This window comes from Bacteroidia bacterium, assembly GCA_026932145.1.
GTDB lineage: Bacteria > Bacteroidota > Bacteroidia > J057 > JAIXKT01 > JAIXKT01.
Genome location: JAIXKT010000048.1, coordinates 33680 through 58170 on the forward strand (window position 1 = coordinate 33680; position 24491 = coordinate 58170).

The window sequence follows — 24491 nt, forward strand, 5'->3', positions numbered from 1 at the left end:
ATCAGGATATTATAAAAGTTTTTTCGGTTTAACAAAGCATTACTTACCTAATGAATGACTATTTGTAGCCCAAAATAGTCATCATAAAGTTCTGAATTTAAAATTTTTATGACTTTAAAATGGGAGTAAAGTAGTGCAAAAATAGCTTAGAATATATTCTGTCGTTCAAAAATTTCTATTGGGATAAATAAGTTAGAATTTGTTACTTTGCCGTTCAGAAATAGAAAATCTTAATAAGGTATGAGTATTTTGGTCAATAAAGATTCCCGCATAATTGTTCAGGGTTTTACCGGAGGCGAAGGCACTTTTCATGCACAGCAGATGATTGCATACGGAACACAGGTAGTCGGTGGCATTACCCCGGGAAAAGGCGGTACAAAACATTTAGAAAAGCCTGTTTTTAACACTGTTTATCAGGCAGTTCAAGAAACGAATGCAAATGTTTCGATTATATTTGTTCCGGCTCCCTTTGCTGCTGATGCTATCATGGAGGCAGCAGACGCAGAGATTCCTTTAATTGTGGCTATTACAGAAGGCATACCTGTTCGGGATATGATTTATGCCAAAGAATACGTTACTGAGCGGGGCGTGCGGCTAATTGGGCCAAATTGCCCTGGCGTTATCACACCGGACGAATGTAAGGTAGGAATTATGCCCGGCTTTATCCACAAATCTGGCACCATCGGAATCGTAAGCCGCTCCGGAACATTAACCTACGAAGCCGTTGACCAAGTAACCAAACAAGGACTTGGCCAATCTACTTGCGTAGGGATAGGCGGAGACCCCATAATTGGCTCTACACACTTAGATATTATTCGCTTATTTAACGAAGACCCTGCTACAGAGGGGATTATCTTAATTGGAGAAATCGGCGGGCAAAATGAAGAAATTGCTGCCGAATACATCAAAAATCATGTGCGGAAGCCGGTCGTTGGATTTATAGCCGGCCAAACAGCCCCTCCCGGCAGACGTATGGGGCACGCAGGCGCAATCGTATCCGGCGGAAAAGGAACAGCCAAAGAAAAAATGAGCGTCATGGCAGCCTGCGGCATCTATGTAGTAGAATCACCAGCCGAAATAGGATACATGATGGCACAAGCCCTCATCAAAACCAAAGTATAAATTAGCACAACAAAAAATATAAGGTTAGACGTGGGTGAAAAAAAAACGTACTACGTCATCAAAATAAAGGGAAAAGCCAAAATTCCTGACTATATCCAAGTAAGAGATAGCTCATTCACTCTGGTTGGCTATTTTCGGATAGGGCACAACGAACGCTCAAGTGAACGTAATGCCAGTAGCAATACTATACTATTCAAAAAAATAGACCAACTAACTGTAGATACCCCGTTTGGAATTGTAACTCCAATAGAGATTTCTGATGATGACTAACTATCTGGTAGAAGCCGAAAGTTTATTTCTCAACTTCGGCACAAAAGTAATTTTAGAGAACATTACTTTTAAGATTCAGCAGGGGGAGTTTGTGTATCTAACAGGCAGAACCGGATCTGGAAAGAGTACGCTATTACGCTCTTTGTATGCAGATGTTCCGGTTCATAAAGGTTCTCTCCGAATAGGGAAATATCAGTTGCAAAATCTGCCTCATGCTCAGTATCCGTATTTACGTAGGACGCTGGGCGTTGTTTTTCAGGATTTTCAGCTTTTGCCGGATAGGTCTGTTGCCGAAAATATTGCTTTTGTGATGCGTGCTATCGGGATAAATAAAACAGCCGAGATAAAAGCCCGAGTTACCGAAGTCTTGATGCAAGTTGGCTTAGCGTCCCGCGCTAACAATTACCCCCACCAGCTATCCGGCGGGGAGCAGCAACGTACTGCCCTTGCACGCGCATTGGTAAATAACCCTCTCCTAATCATCGCAGATGAACCTACCGGAAACTTAGACCCTGAAGTTACTGATTATCTAATGAAACTTATTCGGGAAATAAACCAAAAAGGTACTACCATCATCATGGCTACCCATGAAATAAGCCTTATCCAGCGTTATCCGGCAAGGGTGCTGACCTGCGAAGCCGGAAAACTATTTGAAACCCAACCTAAATTTATCTAAATACAAAATATCATGCCCATTATCAGACCTTTTTTGGGGCTATCACCCAAGATACATTTATCAGCCTTTATTGCAGAAAATGCTACAATTATCGGAGATGTAGAGTTAGCAGCGTGGAGCAGCGTTTGGTATAACGCTGTTTTGAGAGGAGATGTTGGCAAAATTGCCGTTGGTGCACGCTCCAATATTCAAGACGGTGTTGTGATTCACAGCACAGCCGGTTATTCTACTGTTCAGATTGGCGAAGATGTTACCATAGGGCATTCCGCAATTTTGCACGGCTGCGTTATTGGAAACTGTGTGCTGATTGGTATGGGAGCTATTGTTTTGGATAACGCAATTATACCCGATAACTGCATGGTTGCTGCCGGCTCCGTTGTTTCAGAGCGTTCTCAGTTAGAATCCGGATTCTTGTATGCCGGAATCCCTGCCAAAAAAATTAAACCTCTCACAGAGCAGCGTATTCAAAGTATTTTATTATCGGCATTTCACTATGTAGAAAATGCCAAAAATTACCGCTAAGCCAAATTGCGGCTCAGCAAGAAAGCTATGATTTTGTTGGTGAATCATTATTGCTATCATAGCATCATGGGTTCTCTGGTTTCTTGAAAAAGCAAGTAGTTCTCCTCGCTAACAGCCTGCTTCTATCTTGTAATGAGTTATTTACGTTTTATATTTCCTTCGTTAATTTCAATCAGGAAACTGCTTAATAGTGGATAACCCAACTTTGATTTTCAGATAAAGACATATTAGAAACCGTCTGTTGGATTTTGGGAATAATACTTGGTTGCTGAATATCCCAGCGTTCACAAAAGTCGTTAGAAACTTTATTTAGTCGGGTGCAGTTATTTTGTAGCAAGGTGGTGCGTACCGATTTGGCTTGTTGGTGGTGGTTTTGCCATAAAGTAACTTCCGGCTGCCACACAATATCTTCGGAAATAGTTCCGGGTAAATCTTCCGCACCAAGTGTCCAGTAAGCAGTGTCTTTTTCTACAAAAAAACGATTAAGCTCCCATTCTAACCCATAATGAGCCGTTTTTTGCCAGCTATTTGCAAAGTCTGCCCACAAAATTACTGCTGGATATTGCTGCCGAATATCGTTTGTAAGTTTTTCTAATAGAAGAGCTTCTCCAATACGTTCATTAAAAGGAACAAAAATAATCAGTTTAGGCTGTTTTCCGGTATTGATAAATGATTCTAATGGTTTATGGTCATCTTCTTTATCCAGAAGAAGTAATTCACTATTTAAGGCAGTTTTTTGAAGATTTGTTTGCCAATTTTGGCTTCGGCTACTTGCCATATTTCCACCCTCAACAATTAAGATTTCATAATTCAAAGAACTTACAAATAGCTTGTTATCAACTATTTTTGAATATTTCCACGACATAATGGCTGCTTTTTTTAATATGAAATTTTAAAACCTAAAAATCATCCATCTGATTATCAATAATATAGATAAAGATTTTAATTTCTTTTAGCCATTGGGAATGTAATTTCCCGTTCTTCTTCATCTACGGTTCCGAAAATTTTGGAGACCATAGAGTCTTTTGAGATTCGAATATAGCGGACTTCCGTAGGAAAGTCATTGCTTACATTTGCAAAAATGAGGGTATCCGGCGTATCTGATACAAGTTCAAAGTCCGTAATCTCTTGAAGGGAAATTTGTGTGCGAAAGAATACTTTATCTTCTCTTTGGCGAATTTCTAAATCTTCTCGAAAAACGGTATCATCATTAGCTAATTGAAAGCCTAATCCTTGTAGGGTACTGTCATTTTTCAGGTGCCAAATTTCAACAGAGGTATTTCCGCTGACGGTATTTTCCCACCGACCTATCAGCCATTGAAAATCTTGCAGCCGCTTAGACGGAACATCTGAGCATGAAAAAATACCTATAAATAGCATACAGAATACTTTTAGCCGAAGTTTCATGCACAAGTCTATGCATTTTTGCGGTTTAAAACAAGATGTCATTAAACTTTTTTTACGAAAATGCTGCTTCGCCAAATTTAATATTAAGCTGGCTTACGCAATTTCCTTACCATACATTTTTGCAATCGTTTAATAATCAAAATGATAAATACAGCCAATTTGAATGGATTGCTGCTTGGGCTACCGAATCTTGCCTAAAAATAGAAACCTTAGCGGCCTTAGATATTTGTCTAAAAAATAACCCTGAAAAATATTGGTTTGGCGGATTTTCATATTCTTTGATTGAATCTATCGAACCTAGCGTTAAGTTGAAAAAAAAGGCTTCCATTCCCTTTCCGGAAGTATTTTTATTTGCTGCGGAAGGGGTCGTACTCAAGCCCAAGGGTGGCCAGCCGATAACGCATATTTTTTCGGATAAAAAACCAGAATGGTCATCACTGTTTAATGAAAACCAACATTCAAGTTTAATTTTAGCAAATCCTGTTTTAGAATACTCTGATTATCAGCAGTTAGTAAAACAAGTTTTGGATGAAATTTATGCCGGAAATACCTATGAATTAAACTTGACTTGTGAGTTTTTGGCTACCGGAAATTTTGCTGCGAAGCAATTTTACCGGTTATTATCAAATGTTTCGCAAGCGCCATTTACCTATTGGTTTGCGTGGAATCATAAGTTATTGATAGGCAGCTCTCCGGAGCGTTTTTTGGCCAAAAGAGACCAACTCTTGATAGCGCAGCCAATAAAAGGCACTATCGCCCAAAAAAATACTTTGCAGGAAAATATAAACGCAATCCGGCAATTTCAGTCCAATGATAGATTTCAGGCTGAAAATGTGATGATTGTAGATTTGATGCGTAACGACTTTTATAGAATCTGTTTACCGCATAGTGTTGAAGTGCCGCAGCTCTTTGCCGTACAAACATTAAATAACTTATTTCATTTGTATTCAACGATTACGGGTATTTGTAGGCCGGAAACGACTTTGGGAGAAATTATTCGGGCGGTATTTCCAACCGGTTCTATGACAGGCGCTCCCAAAATAAAAACAATACAGCTAATTGATAACTATGAAGTTACTGGAAGAAGTGCTTATTCTGGATCACTTGGTTACATTTTACCCGGAGGGGATTTTGACTTTGCCGTTGTCATTCGAACATTGATTTATGAAGCCCTACAACAGCAAATCAGTTTTCATGTGGGGGGAGCTATCATTGCGGAATCCGACCCAATAGAAGAATGGAACGAACTATTGCTGAAAGCAAACAATATTCAGCAATGTCTAAAGAATCTAACTAACAGATAATCAGTGATTATACATAAGCTATCACGGAGATTTCTACCGGAACTTCTTTGGGTAAACGGCTAACTTGGACGGTTTCACGAGCGGGATATTTTGCTGAAAAATAGCTTCCATAGACAGCGTTTACGCGGGTAAAATCATCTAAGTTGGTCAAAAATATAGATGCTTTAACTACGTTTTCGAGGCATGATCCGCCGGCTTCTAAAATACTTTTTATATTTTGCATAACCCTGTGGGTAGCCTCTTCGATAGAGCCTGTTACTAACTCTCCGTTTTGTGGATTAACCGGAATTTGGCCAGAAACAAAGACTAAGTTTCCAACCTTAATCGCTTGACTATAAGGCCCGATAGGAGAGCCGGCTTCTGCTGTAAATATAACTTCTTTCATAATTTTGGGAAAGCAAATATACAAACTTGTGTCTTTGAGTGAGCTAAAACTATTATTTAGCAGTTACGTGCTTCGTTACGGGAGAAAAAATTAGAGGCTATCCTTTTCGGAGAGCCTCTAATTTTTGGGTTTTTAAAATAGTTTCTCAATATAAAGCATACAGATAGTTATCTTCTGCACCGATATAAATAACTCCGTTATCTATTGTTGGGGAGTTTGTAAAATTAGTTTCGGATTTATGTTTCCATAAAACAGTGCCGCTTTTGGAGTCTAAGGCGTAAAAGAGTTTATCGTTACCGGGGATATAGACCATACCTTCGGAAAGTACCGGAGAGGCTGTAACCTTAGCTGCTGTCTTGAACTTCCATTTCTCTGTACCTGTTTTGGCATCTAAGGCATAAACAAATTTATCTTCTATGCCGATAAATAACATTCCATCAACAATTGAAGCTGATGAAACGATGTTAAAAGCATTAGAAACTTTCCATTTTACTTCTCCTGTTTTTACATCTAAGGCGAGTAGGTTTTTGGTTGCGGTTGGGTTTTCTTCGGCATTTCCGATATAAAGCATTCCGTAGGCAATAGAGGGTGTTGCATACACACGGCCTTCGATTTGGTCATATTTCCAAAGTTCTGAACCGTCTTTAACATTGAGAGCGTAAATAGTAGCTTTGGTGTAACCATTTGCACCAAAGTAGATTACATTTTCAAAGAATACAGGTGATGCGGCTACGTTTCCGTCAGTTTTGTATTTCCAGATCACTTCACCAGTTTCTTGCTTTAGGGCATAAAAGTAGGCATCATCAGAACCAAAGAAAATCATTCCGTTTGTAACGATGGGTGTGGTTGCGATATTACTTTCTGTTTTGAATGTCCAGACTTGGGATCCTTTGGCGGTTTCTACAGCATAAAATATACCGTCATCACTGCCAAAATAAGCAATACCATTAACTACAACGGGGTCTGATTTAATAGCTTTGTTGGTAACAAACTTCCAACGTAGTTTTCCTGTACGAAAATCAACGGCGTGTAACTTTCCATTTTCGCAGCCAAAATATACAGAATTATCGGCTACGGTGCAGGTTGTGGTGATGGGAGAACTCATATTGAGTTTCCACTTAACGCCGGTATATTTTCGGATACCTTTGGTTTCATAAACGCCCGTCCGTTGCAAATTAGCTTTGAACATAGGCATTTTTTGGGCTAATAAATCAGATACAGAAAGCAATAAAATTGCTGCAATTATTCCAAAATACATTTTCTTTATCATAGTATAAAAAAATTAAGGTTGATCTTTGGGGTTTACTGGTAGCGTAATTGTAAAACAGGTTTTTCCCGGAACGGAATTAACAGAAATCGTGCCATGATGTTTTTCGATAATTTTTTTACAAATATCGAGGCCGAGGCCGCTGCCTTCTCCTTGCGGTTTGGTGGTAAAAAACGGATTAAAGATTTTGGGCAAAATATCTTCGGGGATACCGGGACCTGAGTCCGTAATACGCACAACAACATTTGTTTGATTCGTATCAGGCTCTATATCAATCCATAAAGTACCTTTTCCGTCCATAGCTTGAATAGCATTGTAGATGATATTTGTCCAAACTTGGTTTAGCTCATCCGGCCGGCACCAAATCATTGGGGCAGATTCTACGTAGTTTTTGATAACTTCTACGCCATATTTCAGTTGGTTATGATGAATATTTAACACAACCTCCATATTTGCAGAAATATCGGCCTTTATAAATTCTTCGGAGACTTGGTGGTGAGAATAGCTCTTGAGGGATTGTACAATTTTAATGATTTTTGAGATAGCTAATTTGGTATTATCTAAGCTGAGCTTGATTTTACCAATATTGCTGACTTGCTCTAATAGTTCTGCACCTTGCGGCAGTTTAAAAATTCTTTCAAAAGACTGTAAATCAGCGAAGATACCGATTTTGACTAACTGACTGGCCAATGAATTAGCGTCAGCAACCCCCATGGACTCAAGTTCTTCAAGTAAATTCTTTTTATGCTGCCGTTCTTCGCGGCTGCTTAGGGTTCCACTAAATTGTAAAGACTTTTCTATTAATTCAAAGAAGGTATTTTCATCTTCATAGGCTAAGTGTTTGAGTATCTGAGGTAACTGCCTTAAGGTAGGTTGAAATATTTTTAAAATATTATCTGAAGATGCGTTAATAGCTCCTATGGGGGTGTTGATTTCATGAGCTACTCCCGCCACAATTCTTCCCAGCGAAGCCATTTTATCCAAATCTATAATCTGGCGGGTAGCTATTTCGATAAATGTTTCTAAGGTATTTACTTTTTCTTGTAACTCAATAGATTCTTGTGGAATACCTTGTGCGGGTGAATGAGTTAATTGTGTAGTGTTATTTTTTAATTCTTCGGATAATTTACTCAGAATATCTATTTCTCTTTTTAGTTGATTTATTAAGTGCTGGTTTTCAGTTATTTGTGATTCTTTTGTTAAGATAGTTTCTTTAGCAGAGATTAGCTGGTTTTTTAGGTTAAAGTTTTCCTCTTTAAAGCGGTCTGTTTCAAAGCTAAGTAGCTGAATTTGCCGTTCATTTTCTTGGAGGTCTCGTTCAAAATTTTCAATGAGGCTTCTTATTTCAGATAAATCTGTATATTTATCACTTCCGGTACGTTCTTTTAGGCGGTGTTCTTTAATCGTTTCAGCATATTGGCTTATGAGTTTATTTAGTTGCCTATTTTGCTGTGCTAACTGCTCAACGGCTTCCAAAAACAACAAGTCATGATTTTGAGAATTTTCGTAATTTGTTGATTTTAAGTTATTTATATCAATATAAATAGCTTCGCCAAATAGCTCAGAAAGTTGGTATTTCAAAGCTGAAACAGTTTCTCCGGGGTCTTTAATTAACACGGCAATATATTTCATAGCTACAAATGCTTCAATAAAACCTCAGCCCGCAAATTAACTCATTTTGGGAGAACTTTTACCCACGGTTTAGCTGAAAATTTTCCCCGAGGTAAACTTTTCTAACGGTTTCGTCAGCAGCGAGTTCTTCGGCAGTACCGGCTTTTAGGATAGAGCCTTCAAAAAGCAAGTAGGCTCTGTGGGTAATATTCAGGGTTTCATGTACATTATGGTCTGTGATAAGGACACCTATATTTTTGGAAATCAATTTTTTAACTATATTTTGAATTTCTTCTACGGCGATTGGATCCACGCCGGCAAAAGGTTCGTCTAATAGGATAAACTTGGGGTTCACGGCTAATGCGCGAGCTATTTCGGTGCGTCTGCGCTCGCCTCCCGAAAGTAAATTCCCAATATTTTTTCGTACATGGGTCAAGCTAAGTTCTTCTAATAGCTGTTCTGTAACCGTTTTTTGTTCCGCCCGAGAAAGCGAAGATGTCATTTCTAAAACCGCCATGATATTGTCTTCTACGCTCAGTGCCCTAAAAACAGAAGGTTCTTGGGCTAAGTACCCAACGCCCAATTGCCCGCGTTTATACATCGGAAATCCGGTAATGTCGGTATCCTCTAAGGTAATCCGGCCACTGTCTGGCCGAATCAAGCCAACAATCATGTAAAAAGTGGTCGTTTTTCCAGCTCCGTTAGGCCCCAGCAGCCCCACAATTTCTCCTTGCGAAACCTCAACACTTACTTGATTAACTACTGTACGAGATTTATATTTTTTTTCTAACTGATGTGCCGCTAACCGCATTGCTTAAGTAGATTGATTATTGTTAAAATTAGTTGTTTCCGGCAAAATAATCCTAAAAGTAGTACCTTTTCCGACTTCTGAATGTTTTACAAATATTTTTCCTTGATGATAATTTTCAATAATTCTTTTTGATAGGCTTAGCCCTAAGCCCCATCCGCGTTTTTTGGTAGTGAAGCCCGGGCGAAATAAATATTTAATATTTGTGGAAGGGATTCCTTTGCCGTTATCGGCAACGTCTATGATTAGTTTTTGGGATTTCCGGAATGCTGATACTTCAATTTTACCGCCTTCTGCCGGCAAGGCATCAACGGCATTTTTAACCAAATTTTCGACAACCCATTCCAATAAGTTTTTGTTAATGGGCATCATAAATTCCGGTGATATATCTAACTTGCTGGTTATCTGGATTTTTCCATCTCTTGACATTCGTTGAGCAAGATAAGAGATATTTTTACTGATGAGTTCAGCAACCTTTTGGCTGCTTAAAACAGGGTCAGATCCAATCTTAGAAAACCTATCTGCGATAACTTCCAGCCGGTAAATGTCTTGCTCTAATTCGGTTAAGGCGAGTTTATCAGCTTCGCTGCGGTTCTCTTCCAATTTCAGAAGCTCTACCCAAGCCATCAAGCTGGAAATAGGAGTGCCTAACTGGTGAGCAGTTTCCTTAGCCAGCCCAACCCAAAGCTTATTTTGATAGCTCCGTTGAATGATAAAAAATAAGCCAAAGACAGTTGAACCAAAAATAACTACCAAAATAATGGCTATGTATGGATAATACCGAAGTTTTACAAGAACATTTGATTCACAATAGTAGATATAATTAAACTTTCCGGGTAAAAATTCTATGGCAATAGGTGGACGGTTTAGAGAATCTAAACGCATCTTAGTTAGCTCATTTTGGACTATTTCCTGCCTTTTTTCCATCGTGAGTTCTGCTGAAAGCTGCAGATTATCTCCAATAGCGATTCCTTGCGGGTTTGCAATAATTGCCGGCACGGATTCATTAATCCGTACTAAATTGTTAAACAAAAATTCTGATTCGCAGCCGTTGTTGTTATGAATATTTCCAATAAATTTAAGTGCTTCTGCATATAGCAGAACACGTTGTTCTTCGTTCTGTGAGAGTATTTTAACCAATGAATTAGAATACAATAATCCACTGATAGTCAATAATAATCCCGTTAAAATGATGATGTAGTAATAATATGGAAGCCGAATGTTCGGAGCTTTCATGGGTATAGAAAGCTTTGGACTGTCTTTATGAAAGTTTGGGCATTCTCTACGGGTATATCGGGGTAAATTCCGTGCCCTAAATTTGCAATGTGTCTTCCGGCGGGAAAAGTCTTGAGCATTTTTAGTGTTTCTTGCTGAATTTTTTCAGGATCTGCATATAAAACGCAGGGATCTAAGTTCCCCTGTAATGCCTGTTTAAATCCTTGACAATAAGCCGGTGAGGTATTCCAATCCAGGCCGATTCCGGCACAAGATAAGGTAGCAATTTCCGGTAGGGCAAAGAATGCTCCTTTAGCAAACACGATAACCGGCACACGAGTAACTTGCCGGCAAATCTCCGCTAAGTACGGCAAAGCATATTGAGTGTAAGCCTCCGGACTAAGCAGCCCAGCCCAACTATCAAATAATTGAATAGCATCAACTCCACAATCTATTTGCGCATTTAGGTAAGTGATTGTTGCCGTTGTGATTTTTTCTAATGCTTGGTGGGAAAACTGACTGCTGCGATAAAGCAGCGATTTCGCTTTAGAAAAAGTCTTAGAGCCGCTACCTTCTGTCATATATGCAAAGATTGTCCAAGGTGCGCCGGCAAAACCAATTAACGGAAGCCGGTTTCCTAATGACCTGCGAACTTCTTCAATAGCAAGCAAAGTATGTTTTAGGTTCGCGTCTAAATTGGCTTCATGAAGCTGTGCCAAATCTTGCAGGGGAGTCGGAAAAACGGGGCCTTTTTGTTCTTCCATCTGAAAAGGAACTCCAATAGCTTCGGCAAGAACCAAAATATCCGAAAATATAATAGCTGCATCAACTCCCAGTATATCAGCGGGTTGTAAAGTAACTTCGGCGGCATAGCTTGGGTTAGCCAACATTTGCCGGAAAGAGCCTGCTTGTTTTCGGACGTGTAGATATTCCGGTAAATATCTGCCGGCTTGCCGCATCATCCAAACCGGTGGGCGCGAAACACTCCTGCCAGCCAGTACGCGCAACAATAAATCATTTTGTAATTGCCTCACAAGGCACAAAGTTCTGAATTAATTTTGAAGTATATCAAAATAACTGGTCATATACTGCCTGAAAATAAACCATTGCGCCCACTGTTGGAGAGCCGTAGGCTTCGATATGCCGGTTATTCAGAATATTGGTTCCGCCTATACGGAAGTTTGTTTTGAGTGTTGGAACCCGATATGAAATTTGGGCATCTATAACGCTGTAAGTAGGTACCATTCCTTTTCCAAAACCATCATAAAACTCATAAGCATCATTCCACCGGTAATTTATAGCAAAGCCAAAGTTTTTAGCAAGATTTCTACCCGCAAAGCCAACATTAGCTTTGTGTTTTGGCGTGTTGAAACCATTGATAATATCGTCTCTCAGAATTTCTTCGGTTAAAAACTGCTTATTATAGTTGTAGTTAGCTGTTATAGAAAACTTTGGAGAGAAAGCAAACATCGTTCCGGCAGCAAATCCGTGCGCCATTACCTTAGTTGGGGTGTTAATATATCGTTGATAACGAATAAGATAATCGTCTCGATTAGGCTTCGCCATTAATTCCGGGGTTAAGTGGTAAAACTGGCCTGTAGAATCTTTTTTGGGTCCCCACAATCCAAAACTTCCTATAAAGTCATAGTATTGGTTTACATAATAATTCAAATCTATGTATAAACACTTGAGTAGTAGTGTTTTGTATCCAAATTCGAGAGCTTGTATTTTTTCTGGCCGGATACTTTCAATAGATGCTTGCCGCAGGTATTTTTCAGGATTTGCTACGCCATTTTTAACGGCTCCATCATATTCAGTTACAGAGCTTGAAGTATAGCTATTCCCGATAATTCCGTGAAGTTCGTCAGCAGCCTTTAAAGCACTAATGTATTGAAATACATTAACAAATAGATTAATATATTGAGCTTGAAGGGTTGGCATACGGAATCCTGTTTGGGCAGAGGCTCTAAAATTGTGGTTGTTATTTTTTCCCAACGAGACTACGGCAGCTATTCTGGGGCTATATTGCCATTGGAAATTGGTATTTTTATCTGCACGAATAGAGCCAATTAGTTTTAGGTGGTTCTTTAGGAGTTTTTTGGAACCTTGCAAATATGCTCCAAATTCATGATTTTTAAGGGCACCGTTAGTATCAGAGAAGATAGTGCCTTGTGAGTTCATGACATAGGTACGGTAGCTTCCGCCGGCTAATAAGTCCATGAATTTAACTTCATTTTTGAAATCATACTGGCCTTCTGCATGGTACATGGAGCTTTTATCAATAAACTTAGCTCCGGTTTCAAAGTTAGCTACCGATACAACGCTGTTTAAGGCTTGTGCAAATTCCGGTGTACCTGCTTGATACGCGGCTCGACCTTTAAATGGGAGTGCCGAAGGGTTATTCGGATCTCCTCCAAATAGCTGAACTAAACTGCGGTAAATATCTTCGTTATTGGCATTGGCAAAGGCGCGGGCTGCGTCGTGGTCAAAGGGCTTAATAGCAGGACCATTGGGGCGAATGATATTGTAAATCTGGCTTAGTAACGGGTCGTTTACAAGTTTTCCGCTGTAAGCAACAAAGTATTGATTAAACCAGTTTTCATCGCTTTTTGCCATCCTGTTTACATTGATAGCAGCGAAACGGCTGTCATAGGATTTGCCGGCGTTTTCAAAACTGCCATAACCGCGTAGAAAGAAATTATCTCCATTAAGCTCTATTTTGTGCTGAAAAAATTCAAAGTCCTTGATTGAATAGCGGTTTTGGACTTGATAAACGGTTGTTCCGTTGCTATATTTGCTGAGGGCGGAGATTTCAACTTTTTCATTTAGGCGGTAATGCAGGCTAATGTCAGCTTTAAAGTTGTAGGTGTTGTAGTCCACTAAGTCTTGTTCTCTGAATCCGTTTCGGGCGATGCGTGTTTTTTTGAGGGGTACTCCGGTAAGGCCGTAGTTTGCCAAGGTGAGGGAGTCAATGACAGCACTTACTTCGTCGCCGTAGATATTCAGGCCGTCATAACCGGGGTTTTGTGGGCCGGGTGTGTTTACTTCAACACCGGAGTAGTCTGCTACGTCTCGGTAATCCGTTGCGTGCCAGTCGTTTGCTTTTACCATACTTAGGTTAAATTTAAAACCTAAGCGGTTGTTGATTACTTTGGCAAAGCGAATTGCTGCATCGTAATAAGGGCTTATCGGGGCATCTTTTTTATCCAAATGATTAGCTCCTCCGCGAACAGAGGCACTGATGCCCGGGTATTTGAACGGGTCTTTGGTTGTAACGTTCAGAATACCGTTAAAGGCATTGGGGCCATACAAAGCGGAAGCCGCCCCCGGAATCAATTCAACGTTAGCAATGTCTAAATCTGCTCCGCCGGTAATTGAGCCAATTGAGAAGTTAAGACCCGGAGCCTGGGTATCCATATTATCAACCCGTTGCACAAAACGAGTATTGCCCGTACTGTTAAAACCACGAGTATTTATAATCTTAAACAACATACTGGTTCCCAACTGATCTACACCTTTCATGGTTGCTACGGCGTCATAAACAGAGGTTGCCGGGGATTCTTTAATGGTGAGTAAGTCAATTTTTTCTACGGTGATGGGGGATTCTAAGATGGTTTCGCTCACGCGGGAAGCGGATATAACCACTTCTTTGGCCATAATACTTTCTTCTTTCATTTTGATAGTAAGGTTGGTATTTGACCCTTTAGAAACCGGTAACGTTATGCTTGCGTAGCCAACATAGCTAAATACCAAATTGATAGGCTTAGCTAAATCCACAGAAAAACGAAATGTTCCGTCATTTTCGGTTATTGTGCCGGCAATTTTTCCCTCTACTTTTATATAAACGCCGATTAGTGGCTCTTCATCAGCCTCATCAACTACTTTTCCGGTAATTTCAGTTAAAATTGAATTTGGATTAGCCGATTTAGGCTGTGAAGTAGTATTGGTGGAGATGTTTTTGGGGTTTTTACTTGTATCCCTTGTGCGATTATTTTCCTGTGCAAAAGATAAAAAGTGAATAAGGTAACATCCTAAAAGCAGTAACGTTCGCTTCATGATTTTGTTCAATGACGTTTGCGAAATAAATAAATTATTAAATACATTATTTTACCAGATTTAAAAAAATACCAACAAAAACTGATAAAACCTCACGAAGAATTAGTTTTTAAGTTTAGTGTGGAAACTTTTAGAACGTCTTTGATAGCAAAAAAACAAACTCACCAGCAAAGCGAATAGCTACCTATTTTTGAAATCTATTTTTACGCCTATTAGAACTACTCAGAAAATACTGTACTTTTGAGATCGGATAGTCATTAGTTTTTGTGTTTTTTCAACCATAAATATATTGATTATCAGTATTTATCCAAATATTCTAAATATCTATTTTGCTAAAAATAAACCGCTTATTTGCCTTTTTAGTGAAATATTGTTAATAAGAGTTTAAACTATGTCTTTTAGTAAAATAAAGCTATCAATATTTTCATTATTAGTATGTTATGTTGTTATTTTATATACAGCATTTATTTTTTATCCAAGGTGGAATCAGGCAAAGACTGAGGCTACGCTTAGCTGGGATGTGTCAGGATACTATCTGTATTTACCGGCTATATTTATTTACGGAGATATTGAACATTGCGCTTTTAAAGACAGCATTTTAGCTAAATACAGCCCTACGCCGGATTTTCAGCAGGCTTTTATTCATCAGCAATCAGGGCACTATGTGATGAAGTACTCAGCAGGGCAAGCTATCACCATGCTGCCATACTTCACAATTGCTCATATTTGGGCTAAAAGTTCTTCCATTTATCCTGCTGACGGATTCTCGTTTCCGTATCAGGTTTGTATAGGAGTGGGGATGATGCTCTATGCGCTGATAGGGTTGTTCTTTTTGCGAAAAATATTACTACACTACTTTTCTGATACCGTAACGGCTATAGTCCTGCTGCTGTTGGTAATCGGAACAAATTATCTAAACTACTCTGCCATTGACCAAGCGATGACCCATAATGTGCTGTTTACTATCTACACATTGCTAATATGGTGCAGTATAAGATATTACAATAAAACGAACCTAAAAATAGCTTTATTTATTGGCTTTTTGTGTGGTTTAGCGACCTTAATTCGACCTACAGATATAATTTCAGTTTTGATTCCTGTTTTATGGGGAATAAATAGTATTCAAGAATTTAGAGAAAGATTTATGCTCATTACCAAGAATTATAAACATTTCTTGATTTCAGCAGTTGTTTTTGGGCTAATCGTTTTGATTCAGCCAATTTATTGGAAATTGGTAAGTGGTGATTGGGTAGTTTATAGCTATCAAGATCAAGGATTTAGCTGGCTAAGCCCACATTTAAAGGACTATCTGTTTAGCTATCGTTGTGGTTGGTTAAGATACTGCCCTATGATGCTGATTCCATTTATAGGTGTTTTTTTCTTGTATAAACCTAAGGTTAATTTTATCCCAACATTATTTTTAATGTTTATCAGTCTTTACATTGTATCAGCTTGGGATGTATGGGATTACGGAGGTACTGCCGGGCGGGCGATGGTTCAATATTACCCGATTTTTAGCATTGCCTTTGCCGGAATAACTCAATTTGTACATACCCGAAAAATAGCTATGGGTATCTTTTATCCCATAATTCTGTTATTTATGTATCTGAATATCTGGTGGATATACAATGCCCATGTTGGAACAGTGCAAGTTTCTGAAGTTAGTCATGAATATTACTGGGAAAAAGTGGGAAGATGGACAAGCAATGAATCTGACCTAAAATTGCTTGACAATAAATTTTCGTTTACCGGATACCCTAAGTGTTCCGAACAGATATACTTAAATACATTTGACGGAGATACATCTGCAAATGCAACCATTTTAAACGAAAACCCAAAAATACAACTGACAAATGACCTGCAATATTCCCCAAAATACATCGTAAACAATAACAAACTACCCAAAAAATGGGCAAGGGTGTATGCAAAATTCGGCTGCACAGTTAAAGAATGGGATGTGTGGAAACAAACACAATTTTCTGTAAATTTTTACAAAAACAATGAGAATATACAACAAAACCTAATCAGGGTTCATCGTTTTTTGCAAAATGGAGAAGAAAAAGAAATCTACCTTGATGCCATTTGCCCAAAAGAATGGGATTATATGTCTATTTATTTTTGGAACGCAACCAACGATAAAACACTGTATATTGATGATTTAAAAGTAGTCCTGTTTGATGAATAGGCTGTTTTGATTCTTGATAAGGATATAACCAATTTAAACTTTACTCCCAAAAATATCATTAACACAAACAGGTTTTAGCATAAAATTATCTCAGAACAATAAGCTTTGAACCAGCCCAAATCCCCAAAAAACAGAGAATCAGGCTCAGCAAAACATATAAAACCCCCAAAGAATAGCTACCCAGTTTGAAAAACAGTATCGTTTCGGCAGCAAAAGTCGAAAATGTAGTGAATCCACCACAAAAACCGGTTAATAGAAGTAATTTATAGAGTTGATTTTCAGGATTTTGAAGAGATAACCAATTGTAAATTATTCCAAAAATTAAGCATCCTAAGAAGTTGGCACAAAGCGTTGCCCAAGGAAATAAATTGGTTTTTGAGACCAATAAAACCGATATTCCATATCTAAGCATTGACCCAGCTGCGCTCCCAATTCCAACCCAAATAAAATTCACTGCTTTTTTGAAATACACCTAAACGGTCTATAATTACTCAAAGACATTAGCACTCCGGATAAGTTTTTTTATATCCAGAATCCTGATTTTTTTCCCTGATAAAGAAATGATATGGGATTCATTCAGTTCAGATAAAAAGCGGGTTGCTGTTTCGCGCACTGTGCCGGCAATTCCGGCAATCTCATCCCGCTTTAAGTTGATATTCAGGGTAGCACCATCTTCTTCGAAACCATAAATTTCTTTTAGAATCAAAATTGATTCGGCGACTCTCTCCCGAACTGTTTTTTGAGCCATACGCATAGCTTTTTCCTCTGCATTTTTTAAATCAGTAGCTAGCAAACTTAAAAAACGAAAACTCAACTCCGGAAAATCCCGTATTAACCTAAACAAAACAGATGAAGAAATATAACAAACATGAGACTCTTCGATAGCCGATGCTGAACAAGTATATTTATCGTTATTAAACAAGGTTCTATAACCCAGCACATCACCTTCTCTGGCAAAACGAACAATTTGCTCTCTCCCTTCGTAGCCGTATTTAGAGATTTTAACTTTCCCTTTATTCAAAATATAAATTCCAGAAGGAAACTGCCCTTCTTTAAAGATAAGTTCTCCGTAGTAAAAGACCATTGTGCTTTTGACGGCCATAAGCTCCTCTAATTTTTCAGGAGGCAAGACACTAAAAACAGACATCTTCCTGCTGTCGCACTTATCGCACTCCAAACAACAATCCTTTATTTTAGTGTGTTTCATAGGGGATTTTTTACAAAATAATGCGGCACATAAAACCACCCGCTAAGTTATAGCAACTTAGTTTAGTTACATTTATATGTGGCGAATGAACGCAAATGTAATGCTTTTCTATTGAAAAAAATAAACTTAGATAATTTATTTGTATAGGGTATCTAAAATTGTACTTTTTATGGATAGATTTTGAGCTGAATTTTGTTACGTGAAATAGTTAATTTGTTATTTTGTACTTTTGAAAGCAATTTATGAATGCACTTTCTGTAAACCCTGCTCCTGAGAATGAGCCTATTTTAGGGTATTTAGCCGGTACTTCTGAGCGGCTTCGTTTAGAGGCAGAACTTGCCCATCAACGCAGTTCTACCGTTGAAGTTCCGATGTATATTGGTTCTGAGCGTGTTTTGACCCAAGACCGCCGGCGGATGTCGCCCCCGCATGACCACCAGCATACTTTGGGTTATGCCCACTTTGGCAATACAGCTCATGTTCAAGCAGCTATCCAAGCGGCTTTGGCAGCCAAATCTAACTGGGAAAACTTACCTTGGGAGCACCGAGCCGCGATATTCCTAAAGGCTGCCGACTTAATCTCTACCAAATACAGAGCACGTATTTTGGCCGCTACCATGTTGGCACAGTCTAAAAATATCTTCCAAGGAGAAATAGATGCTGTATGTGAATTAGCTGATTTCCTGCGATTTAACGTTCATTATCTACGGGAAATCTATTCAATGCAACCGGTTTCCTCTCCCTTGATCTGGAACCGCGTAGAATATCGCCCATTAGAAGGTTTTGTATTTGCCATTACACCATTTAATTTTACAGCTATTGCAGGAAATCTGCCGGCTTCACCGGTTTTGATGGGAAACACCTGCGTATGGAAACCTGCTGATAGTCAAATATTTTCAGCTCAAGTAGTGATGGAGATATTCTTAGAAGCCGGACTGCCTCCGGGAGTTATTAACCTGATTTATGTTGATGGCCCGGCTGCCGGAGATGTTATTTTCAAACAGCCTGATTTTGCAGGTGTCCATTTCACCGGCTCTACGGCTGTTTTTCAGCATATCTGGAAATCAATAGGAGAAAATATTCGTTGTTACAAAAGCTATCCCAGAATTGTGGGGGAAACAGGCGGTAAAGACTTTGTATTAGTACACAATTCTGCCGATGTTGCCGGAGCTATCACCGCCATCACAAGAGGTGCTTTTGAATTTCAAGGCCAAAAATGCTCCGCTGCTTCACGCGTTTATCTGCCGGAATCAATCGCTCAATCAATCATAGAAGGCGTAAAAAAAGACGTTGAGTCTATGTCCGTAGGCAAAACCGAAGACTTTTCTAATTTCATAAATGCTGTTATTGACGAGCGAGCTTTCGATAAAATTATGAATTATATCGAAAAAGCCAAAAATGACCCGCAACTTACGCTTATTTGCGGCGGTGAAGGCTCTAAAGAATCCGGCTACTTTGTGAAACCAACAGTATTTGTAACCCAAAATCCGCGCTCTTTAACTATGTGCGAAGAAATTTTTGGCCCGGTTTTAACAATCTATGTATATCCAGATAACGAATGGGAAAAAACATTAGAATTAGTAAACACAACCTCGCCTTATGCCTTGACGGGTGCTATCTGGAGTCAAGACCGCTACGCAATGCAGCAAGCAATGACAGCCTTAACACACGCAGCCGGTAATTTATATCTAAATGATAAACCTACCGGAGCAGTAGTAGGCCAACAGCCTTTTGGCGGCGGAAGAGCCTCCGGAACCAACGACAAAGCCGGCTCGCTATTCAACCTATTGCGTTGGGTATCCCCCAGAACAATCAAGGAAAATTTCGTACCACCGACAAATTACCGCTACGGATACCAATAAATCAACTTTGGTAATTACACTGAATTTCAAAAAATTTGAGTAACCTAAAATTACTTGCTCGGGCAGATTATGTAGAGGGAGTTGTTAATGCACCACCGTCAAAAAGCGAAGCCCAACGTTATTTAGTAGGAGCACTATTAGCTAACAATCAAACATCCCTGCTTAAAAATCTGGGAGAAAGTACGGATGTTTTAGCTGCGCAGTCTGCCATTCAGCAGTTAGGAGCATCTGTAATATCTGATAATCAAATTGTTACTGTTTTGGGTGCGCAGCACTTAGCTGCGCCCAAGCAGTTATTTTGCGGAGAATCCGGATTAGGGTTTCGGCTGCTGATGCCAGTCGTTTCTTTACAGCCGGAACCGGTTATGTTGACGGGAATCGGTACATTACTTTTTCGGAAGCAGGAAGGCTATCGGGATGCCTTACCTGAATCCGGTGTATTCTTTGCAACATCTTATGGCTATCCTCCGGTTATTGTACGCGGCCCAATGCAGGGCGGGAAAATATCATTATCCGGAAAATTTGGTTCTCAGTATTTAAGTGGTTTATTATTTGCCTTGCCAAAAGCTCCACAAGATAGCTTTCTAACCGTTGAGAACCCAACCAGCAAGCCATACATTCAGCTTACATTGCAAATTTTAGCTCAGTTTGGGATTCATATTGAAGCGAATGAGGCATTAACTACGTTTAGTATTCCGGGCAGGCAGAGTTATCAAGGTGCAACTGCAACCATAAGCGGGGATTGGAGTGGAGCCGCTTTTTTAGCCGCTGCCGCCGCTATTAACGGACACATTCAAATAGCTGGTCTTCAAGCTAATAGCTACCAAGCGGATGAAAAAATCCTCACTATACTGCAAATGATGGGAGCCAAAGTTGAATGGAAAGATAGCATCCTAAGTATTCAAAGTACCGGATTTTTACAGGGAATTTCTACGGATTTAACACACTGTCCGGATTTATTTCCGGTAATAGCGATGTTAGCTTGCTTTGCTCAAAGCAATTCGTATTTACGTGGTATTAAGCGTTTAACGAATAAGGAAAGTAATCGAGCTGCTGTAATTCAAGCGCAATTTTCCAAAACTGGCGCAGCTATTAGTTTGCATTCAGAAACGGATACTATGATGATTTCGCCAGCACAAACTCGCCCACGAGTAGCTGTATTTCGTCCTGAAAATGACCACCGCATTGCTATGGCTGCAGCCTTAGCCGGGTTCTTTTTATCGCAAGGGGCTATTATAGACCAGCCTCATTGTGTGCAAAAGTCTTTCCCCGATTATTGGAGCGTATTGCAGCAAATCGGCTTTAGCACTCGGACTTATTCCTAAAACATTCAGTATCAGAGTGTTTTAAAACCGAACAACCATTCGGACGTTTATCAGGCGTGCCGATAAATAGTTGGGGATAGCTATTTGGGTGTTGTAAACATCTTTTATCCAGAGATAAGAAACGGTATTGTTTACTCCGAAGAGGTTAAAAATTTCGGCAGAAAGCCAAAGAGATTCTACACCCAATTTTCCGCGTTCTTCTCTTGTTTTAAATAATAGTAATTTAGAAAACCCTAAATCAACTCTGCGGTAAGCCGGTGCTGAAAATTGATTGCGGGCAAATAGGTTTTTAGGAGGCCCAAAAGGCAGGCCAGAACCGTAAACTAAATTAACATGAACCTTAAAAGTAGGATTTCTGGGTAGTTCATCTTGAAAATAGAACCCAACCGTTACGCGCTGGTCGCTTGGCCTCCGTATATACCCGCGTGTGTCTTGCGATAAATCTTCTTCGGTTTTAAGATAAGAAACGGTTAGCCAAGAATCTATTCCGCGTATAAATTCTCCGTTAATTCGGTTATCCCAGCCATAAGCATAACCAACGGCAGAGTTTGTGGCTAAATACCGGATTCTGACGTTATCAACTTCGTAGGGAACAATATCCGTTAGTTTTTTATAGTATAATTCAGAAAACACTTTGAAATTTCGCCGCCAGAGCCGAAAAACATAATCTCCCCCTAAAATAAAATGAGTGCTTTTTTGCGCTTGAAGCGAAGTATTTACTGTTCCGGCATAGCTTCTCATTTCTCGATAAAAAGGAGGTTGTACATAGGTTCCAACGGCAGCCCGAAGCTGTAATTGTTTTAGGGAATCCCGTAAAACGGGTTCCCACACAGCTTGTAATCGTGGGCTAATAGTCAATTCGTGATTCAGTGTCCAGTAGTTTGCACGAACGCCGGCCATTACCCGCAAGGGTAGGGATTCATGGAATCTCCAATTTAACTGGGTATAACCCATTAAGCGCTGGGAGGTTAAGTTATTTTGGGTTTGGATATAATCTTGTTGTTTTACATAGTCTGAAGAGTCGGTTGCCGTCCATTCTTTGAGTTCGTCAGCTATCCATTCTTGCTGGGCGCGTACCCCCCATAAAATTTTCCGAGTTAAGTTGGAGTTTAGATAATACTCTCCTTTGTGCTCTGCATAGACAACAGAGGCATTTAAGTAATTTCGTGCATGATTGAGATATGTACCAATTCCCCGGACAAAAACTTCTTCTCCAAATTCTTTAGAGCCAAAGTTAGTGTTGATGTCGCTTAAACGGTATCCGCCTTCGGTAGTAAATACCTCAGCTTCTTGGGTTTGAAATCCAGAAGCAATAAACTTTAAGTTATAGCGATAGGTTGGGCGGTATTCTACCAGCAGTGCTGTTTGTCCCGTAAGATATTGGGTGATTTCTTTTCCTTCAAAAGCCACAAAGAGCCTAAATGCTTGCTGAAATGTGCCAAAAGTTGTTTCCCTATTTTGGGGGATAAATTGAAAGCGGTTTCGGGAAGCTGCTAACAAGTAAGATATTTTTAGCCGTTCTATTGAACTTGATGTTCCTGAATCACCATCAGAGTGTTTTCTGGGCTTAGGTACGTAGGTCAAAAAAAGCTGACCGTCATAGAAACTGGGATGATAATCTCCCTGGGTGTCTAAAGATTTAATTAAATACTGCGTAGAATATCTTCTAAGGCCAATAAGGTAGGTAAATTTTCCGGAGGATTCAGGATCTTTTTTATTTTTAGAGCTGCCTTCTAAATGTAGATTTGTGGTCAAAATACCTACTTCGGCTGAACCCCGAAATTGTTTGGGTTTATTATAGGTTAAGTTTAAGACAGATGAGAGTTTGTCTCCAAAGCGGGCTTCGAAGCCGCCGGTGCTGAAGGCTGCATTGGAAATGAGTTCCGCATTGCTGAACCCTAAACCTTCCTGCTGGCCAGAACGAATCATCTGTGGACGGTAAATCTCAATGTCATTTACATAAATTAAATTTTCATCAAAATTTCCGCCACGAACCCGATATTGAGATGAAAATTCATTATTAGAAACCACTCCGGGCATCGTAACTAATTTACTTTCAATATCTGACTTTGGAGTTGGTATCTCTACAATTTTTTTGGGATCAATAGGTAAAACATCTAAAAAAGGATTTTCTTGGGTTTTGGTGGTATTGGGTTTATCAATAATATCAACGCCTTCTAACTTTTTTTCATTAGCAGTGAGGATGAAATTACGGTTTAAAGTTGCTCCAAGCGGCAAATGAACATCGAGCGTTTCCGAAAAAAAGTTGATGTGTGTGATTATAATCTGATAATTTCCAGGGGGAACACTGAGGGAAAAATGGCCGTCAGCAGCAGATTTCCAAACTTTATCTATTTTATAGATCCGAATCAAAGCATCTACAACAGGGTGGTTTTCTCTATCAATAATTTTCCCTCTCAAAGTTGATTCCTGCGCAAAACCCTGAAAACAGGTAAAAGCCAGAAAAGAAATTCCCAAAAACAGATTTGTTAATGGCTGTTTTTTTTTCATAGACAGTTTGTATGACACAGTTGTAGCATTTGAGAAATGGTTTCGCTTGGTTTAGGTGTCTTAAAAATAGCGTTACCGGCAACTAACACATTGGCACCGGCTGCGGTAATTTTGGCTGCATTTTCAAGAGAAACGCCCCCGTCAACCTCGATGTAAGGATTACAGCCAAGTTCTTTTGATAATTCGGTGATTCTTTGGAGCTTAGAATAAGTATTTTGGATAAAACTTTGTCCGCCGAAGCCCGGATTTACGGACATGATAAGAACCAAGTCTAATTGTGTTAAAATATCGCGTAGGAGTTCCGGTGGTGTTGCCGGGTTTAGTGCTACTCCGGCTTTAACACCCCGCGCCCGAATAGCCGATATAGTCCTATCTAAATGAGTACAAGCCTCCCAATGTACCGTAATCACGTCAGCTCCAGCATCCGCAAAAGCATCTACATACCGTTCCGGATGAACAATCATCAAGTGAACATCTATAATCTTGGTTGTGTACGGGCGAAGCGAAGCAATAACCGGCGGCCCAAATGTAATATTGGGAACAAAAACACCGTCCATAACATCACAATGAACCCACGCAGCGGAACTATCATTAATCCAACATAACTCCTCCCCAAGACGAGAAAAATCAGACGATAACAACGAAGGGGAAACGATTACCGGCCTTACCATCTGATGCAAAGGTACACAGATATAAAATAACAGAGCGTGTTGCATAACCTCTAAATTTTTAAAAAAGCTCAGATTTTCTCCCGTTCA

Annotated in this window: 21 protein-coding genes; 8 read left to right on the forward strand and 13 right to left on the reverse strand. The window is 39.5% G+C overall.

Annotated features, from left to right (window positions below):
* Positions 1 to 240 precede the first annotated feature (240 nt).
* Genes sucD through LC115_11200 form a run of 4 tightly spaced genes read left to right on the forward strand, consistent with a single transcriptional unit; the run spans position 241 to position 2590 of the window.
* Positions 241 to 1122, forward strand: a complete 882-nt coding sequence (sucD, locus tag LC115_11185; GenBank protein ID MCZ2357227.1) for a succinate--CoA ligase subunit alpha — start codon at positions 241 to 243, stop codon at positions 1120 to 1122.
* Positions 1123 to 1152: 30 nt separating this feature from the next.
* Positions 1153 to 1392, forward strand: a complete 240-nt coding sequence (locus LC115_11190; protein ID MCZ2357228.1) for a fructose-6-phosphate aldolase — start codon at positions 1153 to 1155, stop codon at positions 1390 to 1392.
* Positions 1382 to 2068: an ATP-binding cassette domain-containing protein gene (locus LC115_11195; protein MCZ2357229.1), complete on the forward strand. Its 687-nt coding sequence runs from the start codon at positions 1382 to 1384 to the stop codon at positions 2066 to 2068. Before LC115_11190 ends, LC115_11195 begins: the two co-directional genes overlap by 11 nt.
* Positions 2069 to 2080: 12 nt before the next feature.
* Entirely contained in the window at positions 2081 to 2590 is a 510-nt protein-coding gene (locus LC115_11200; protein ID MCZ2357230.1) for a gamma carbonic anhydrase family protein, read from the forward strand.
* A gap of 184 nt (positions 2591 to 2774) precedes the next feature.
* On the opposite strand, the gene LC115_11205 is transcribed toward LC115_11200, so the two are convergent.
* Both LC115_11205 and LC115_11210 read right to left on the reverse strand, forming a co-directional pair.
* Positions 2775 to 3455, reverse strand: coding sequence for a hypothetical protein (locus LC115_11205; GenBank protein ID MCZ2357231.1), 681 nt, complete (start codon positions 3453 to 3455; stop codon positions 2775 to 2777).
* A gap of 77 nt (positions 3456 to 3532) precedes the next feature.
* Entirely contained in the window at positions 3533 to 3997 is a 465-nt protein-coding gene (locus LC115_11210; protein MCZ2357232.1) for a DUF6265 family protein, read from the reverse strand.
* Between the two features lie 35 nt (positions 3998 to 4032).
* Here LC115_11210 and LC115_11215 point away from each other — a divergent pair, with 35 nt between their 5' ends.
* Positions 4033 to 5301: an anthranilate synthase component I family protein gene (locus tag LC115_11215; protein ID MCZ2357233.1), complete on the forward strand. Its 1269-nt coding sequence runs from the start codon at positions 4033 to 4035 to the stop codon at positions 5299 to 5301.
* Positions 5302 to 5308: 7 nt separating this feature from the next.
* Here the strand turns inward: LC115_11215 and LC115_11220 are convergent, their stop codons facing one another.
* From LC115_11220 to LC115_11250, 7 genes are all read right to left on the reverse strand, one after another.
* Positions 5309 to 5686: a RidA family protein gene (locus LC115_11220; GenBank protein MCZ2357234.1), complete on the reverse strand. Its 378-nt coding sequence runs from the start codon at positions 5684 to 5686 to the stop codon at positions 5309 to 5311.
* Between the two features lie 145 nt (positions 5687 to 5831).
* Positions 5832 to 6956, reverse strand: coding sequence for a PQQ-binding-like beta-propeller repeat protein (locus tag LC115_11225; protein ID MCZ2357235.1), 1125 nt, complete (start codon positions 6954 to 6956; stop codon positions 5832 to 5834).
* 12 nt (positions 6957 to 6968) lie between these two features.
* Complete coding sequence (locus LC115_11230; GenBank protein MCZ2357236.1) at positions 6969 to 8585, reverse strand: GHKL domain-containing protein; 1617 nt, start codon at positions 8583 to 8585, stop codon at positions 6969 to 6971.
* A gap of 58 nt (positions 8586 to 8643) precedes the next feature.
* The gene (gene lptB / locus LC115_11235; GenBank protein ID MCZ2357237.1) at positions 8644 to 9375 is read right to left on the reverse strand and encodes an LPS export ABC transporter ATP-binding protein; all 732 of its coding nucleotides are present in this window, start codon (positions 9373 to 9375) and stop codon (positions 8644 to 8646) included.
* Positions 9376 to 9378: 3 nt separating this feature from the next.
* On the reverse strand, positions 9379 to 10608 hold the full coding sequence (locus LC115_11240) for a HAMP domain-containing histidine kinase (protein ID MCZ2357238.1): 1230 nt from the start codon (positions 10606 to 10608) through the stop codon (positions 9379 to 9381).
* On the reverse strand, positions 10605 to 11621 hold the full coding sequence (gene hemE / locus LC115_11245) for a uroporphyrinogen decarboxylase (GenBank protein MCZ2357239.1): 1017 nt from the start codon (positions 11619 to 11621) through the stop codon (positions 10605 to 10607). Before hemE ends, LC115_11240 begins: the two co-directional genes overlap by 4 nt.
* A gap of 34 nt (positions 11622 to 11655) precedes the next feature.
* Entirely contained in the window at positions 11656 to 14643 is a 2988-nt protein-coding gene (locus tag LC115_11250; GenBank protein ID MCZ2357240.1) for a TonB-dependent receptor, read from the reverse strand.
* 391 nt (positions 14644 to 15034) lie between these two features.
* On the opposite strand from LC115_11250, the gene LC115_11255 reads away from it, so the two are divergent.
* The gene (locus LC115_11255) at positions 15035 to 16828 is read left to right on the forward strand and encodes a glycosyltransferase family 39 protein (protein MCZ2357241.1); all 1794 of its coding nucleotides are present in this window, start codon (positions 15035 to 15037) and stop codon (positions 16826 to 16828) included.
* An 85-nt stretch (positions 16829 to 16913) separates the two neighbouring features.
* Here LC115_11255 and crcB read toward each other — a convergent pair whose 3' ends face one another.
* Both crcB and LC115_11265 read right to left on the reverse strand, forming a co-directional pair.
* Positions 16914 to 17282 (reverse strand): fluoride efflux transporter CrcB, encoded by a 369-nt coding sequence (crcB, locus tag LC115_11260; protein MCZ2357242.1) that lies wholly within the window; start codon positions 17280 to 17282, stop codon positions 16914 to 16916.
* A gap of 33 nt (positions 17283 to 17315) precedes the next feature.
* The gene (locus tag LC115_11265; protein MCZ2357243.1) at positions 17316 to 17975 is read right to left on the reverse strand and encodes a Crp/Fnr family transcriptional regulator; all 660 of its coding nucleotides are present in this window, start codon (positions 17973 to 17975) and stop codon (positions 17316 to 17318) included.
* Between the two features lie 302 nt (positions 17976 to 18277).
* Here LC115_11265 and pruA point away from each other — a divergent pair, with 302 nt between their 5' ends.
* Complete coding sequence (gene pruA / locus LC115_11270; protein ID MCZ2357244.1) at positions 18278 to 19897, forward strand: L-glutamate gamma-semialdehyde dehydrogenase; 1620 nt, start codon at positions 18278 to 18280, stop codon at positions 19895 to 19897.
* A gap of 35 nt (positions 19898 to 19932) precedes the next feature.
* Positions 19933 to 21222 carry a 3-phosphoshikimate 1-carboxyvinyltransferase gene (gene aroA / locus LC115_11275; protein MCZ2357245.1) on the forward strand — a complete coding sequence of 430 codons (1290 nt, stop codon included), beginning with the start codon at positions 19933 to 19935 and terminating at the stop codon, positions 21220 to 21222.
* A 21-nt stretch (positions 21223 to 21243) separates the two neighbouring features.
* On the opposite strand, the gene LC115_11280 is transcribed toward aroA, so the two are convergent.
* A complete protein-coding gene (locus LC115_11280) occupies positions 21244 to 23733 on the reverse strand; it encodes a TonB-dependent receptor (protein ID MCZ2357246.1) in 2490 nt (829 codons plus the stop codon).
* Positions 23730 to 24449 carry a ribulose-phosphate 3-epimerase gene (gene rpe, locus LC115_11285; GenBank protein ID MCZ2357247.1) on the reverse strand — a complete coding sequence of 240 codons (720 nt, stop codon included), beginning with the start codon at positions 24447 to 24449 and terminating at the stop codon, positions 23730 to 23732. The genes LC115_11280 and rpe overlap by 4 nt, the downstream gene beginning before the upstream one ends.
* Positions 24450 to 24491 lie beyond the last annotated feature (42 nt).

What these genes read in the sequence shown, in the direction of transcription:
- LC115_11250 (MCZ2357240.1), bottom strand. Translation starts at nt 14,643, where the DNA reads ATGAAGCGAACGTTACTGCTTTTAGGATGTTACCTTATTCACTTTTTA.
- LC115_11240 (MCZ2357238.1), bottom strand. Translation starts at nt 10,608, where the DNA reads ATGAAAGCTCCGAACATTCGGCTTCCATATTATTACTACATCATCATT.
- rpe (MCZ2357247.1), bottom strand. Translation starts at nt 24,449, where the DNA reads ATGCAACACGCTCTGTTATTTTATATCTGTGTACCTTTGCATCAGATG.
- LC115_11220 (MCZ2357234.1), bottom strand. Translation starts at nt 5,686, where the DNA reads ATGAAAGAAGTTATATTTACAGCAGAAGCCGGCTCTCCTATCGGGCCT.
- LC115_11195 (MCZ2357229.1), top strand. Translation starts at nt 1,382, where the DNA reads ATGATGACTAACTATCTGGTAGAAGCCGAAAGTTTATTTCTCAACTTC.
- lptB (MCZ2357237.1), bottom strand. Translation starts at nt 9,375, where the DNA reads ATGCGGTTAGCGGCACATCAGTTAGAAAAAAAATATAAATCTCGTACA.
- LC115_11225 (MCZ2357235.1), bottom strand. Translation starts at nt 6,956, where the DNA reads ATGATAAAGAAAATGTATTTTGGAATAATTGCAGCAATTTTATTGCTT.
- LC115_11265 (MCZ2357243.1), bottom strand. Translation starts at nt 17,975, where the DNA reads ATGTCTGTTTTTAGTGTCTTGCCTCCTGAAAAATTAGAGGAGCTTATG.
- LC115_11230 (MCZ2357236.1), bottom strand. Translation starts at nt 8,585, where the DNA reads ATGAAATATATTGCCGTGTTAATTAAAGACCCCGGAGAAACTGTTTCA.
- LC115_11215 (MCZ2357233.1), top strand. Translation starts at nt 4,033, where the DNA reads ATGTCATTAAACTTTTTTTACGAAAATGCTGCTTCGCCAAATTTAATA.
- LC115_11200 (MCZ2357230.1), top strand. Translation starts at nt 2,081, where the DNA reads ATGCCCATTATCAGACCTTTTTTGGGGCTATCACCCAAGATACATTTA.
- LC115_11205 (MCZ2357231.1), bottom strand. Translation starts at nt 3,455, where the DNA reads ATGTCGTGGAAATATTCAAAAATAGTTGATAACAAGCTATTTGTAAGT.
- LC115_11255 (MCZ2357241.1), top strand. Translation starts at nt 15,035, where the DNA reads ATGTCTTTTAGTAAAATAAAGCTATCAATATTTTCATTATTAGTATGT.
- sucD (MCZ2357227.1), top strand. Translation starts at nt 241, where the DNA reads ATGAGTATTTTGGTCAATAAAGATTCCCGCATAATTGTTCAGGGTTTT.
- LC115_11210 (MCZ2357232.1), bottom strand. Translation starts at nt 3,997, where the DNA reads ATGAAACTTCGGCTAAAAGTATTCTGTATGCTATTTATAGGTATTTTT.
- pruA (MCZ2357244.1), top strand. Translation starts at nt 18,278, where the DNA reads ATGAATGCACTTTCTGTAAACCCTGCTCCTGAGAATGAGCCTATTTTA.
- LC115_11280 (MCZ2357246.1), bottom strand. Translation starts at nt 23,733, where the DNA reads ATGAAAAAAAAACAGCCATTAACAAATCTGTTTTTGGGAATTTCTTTT.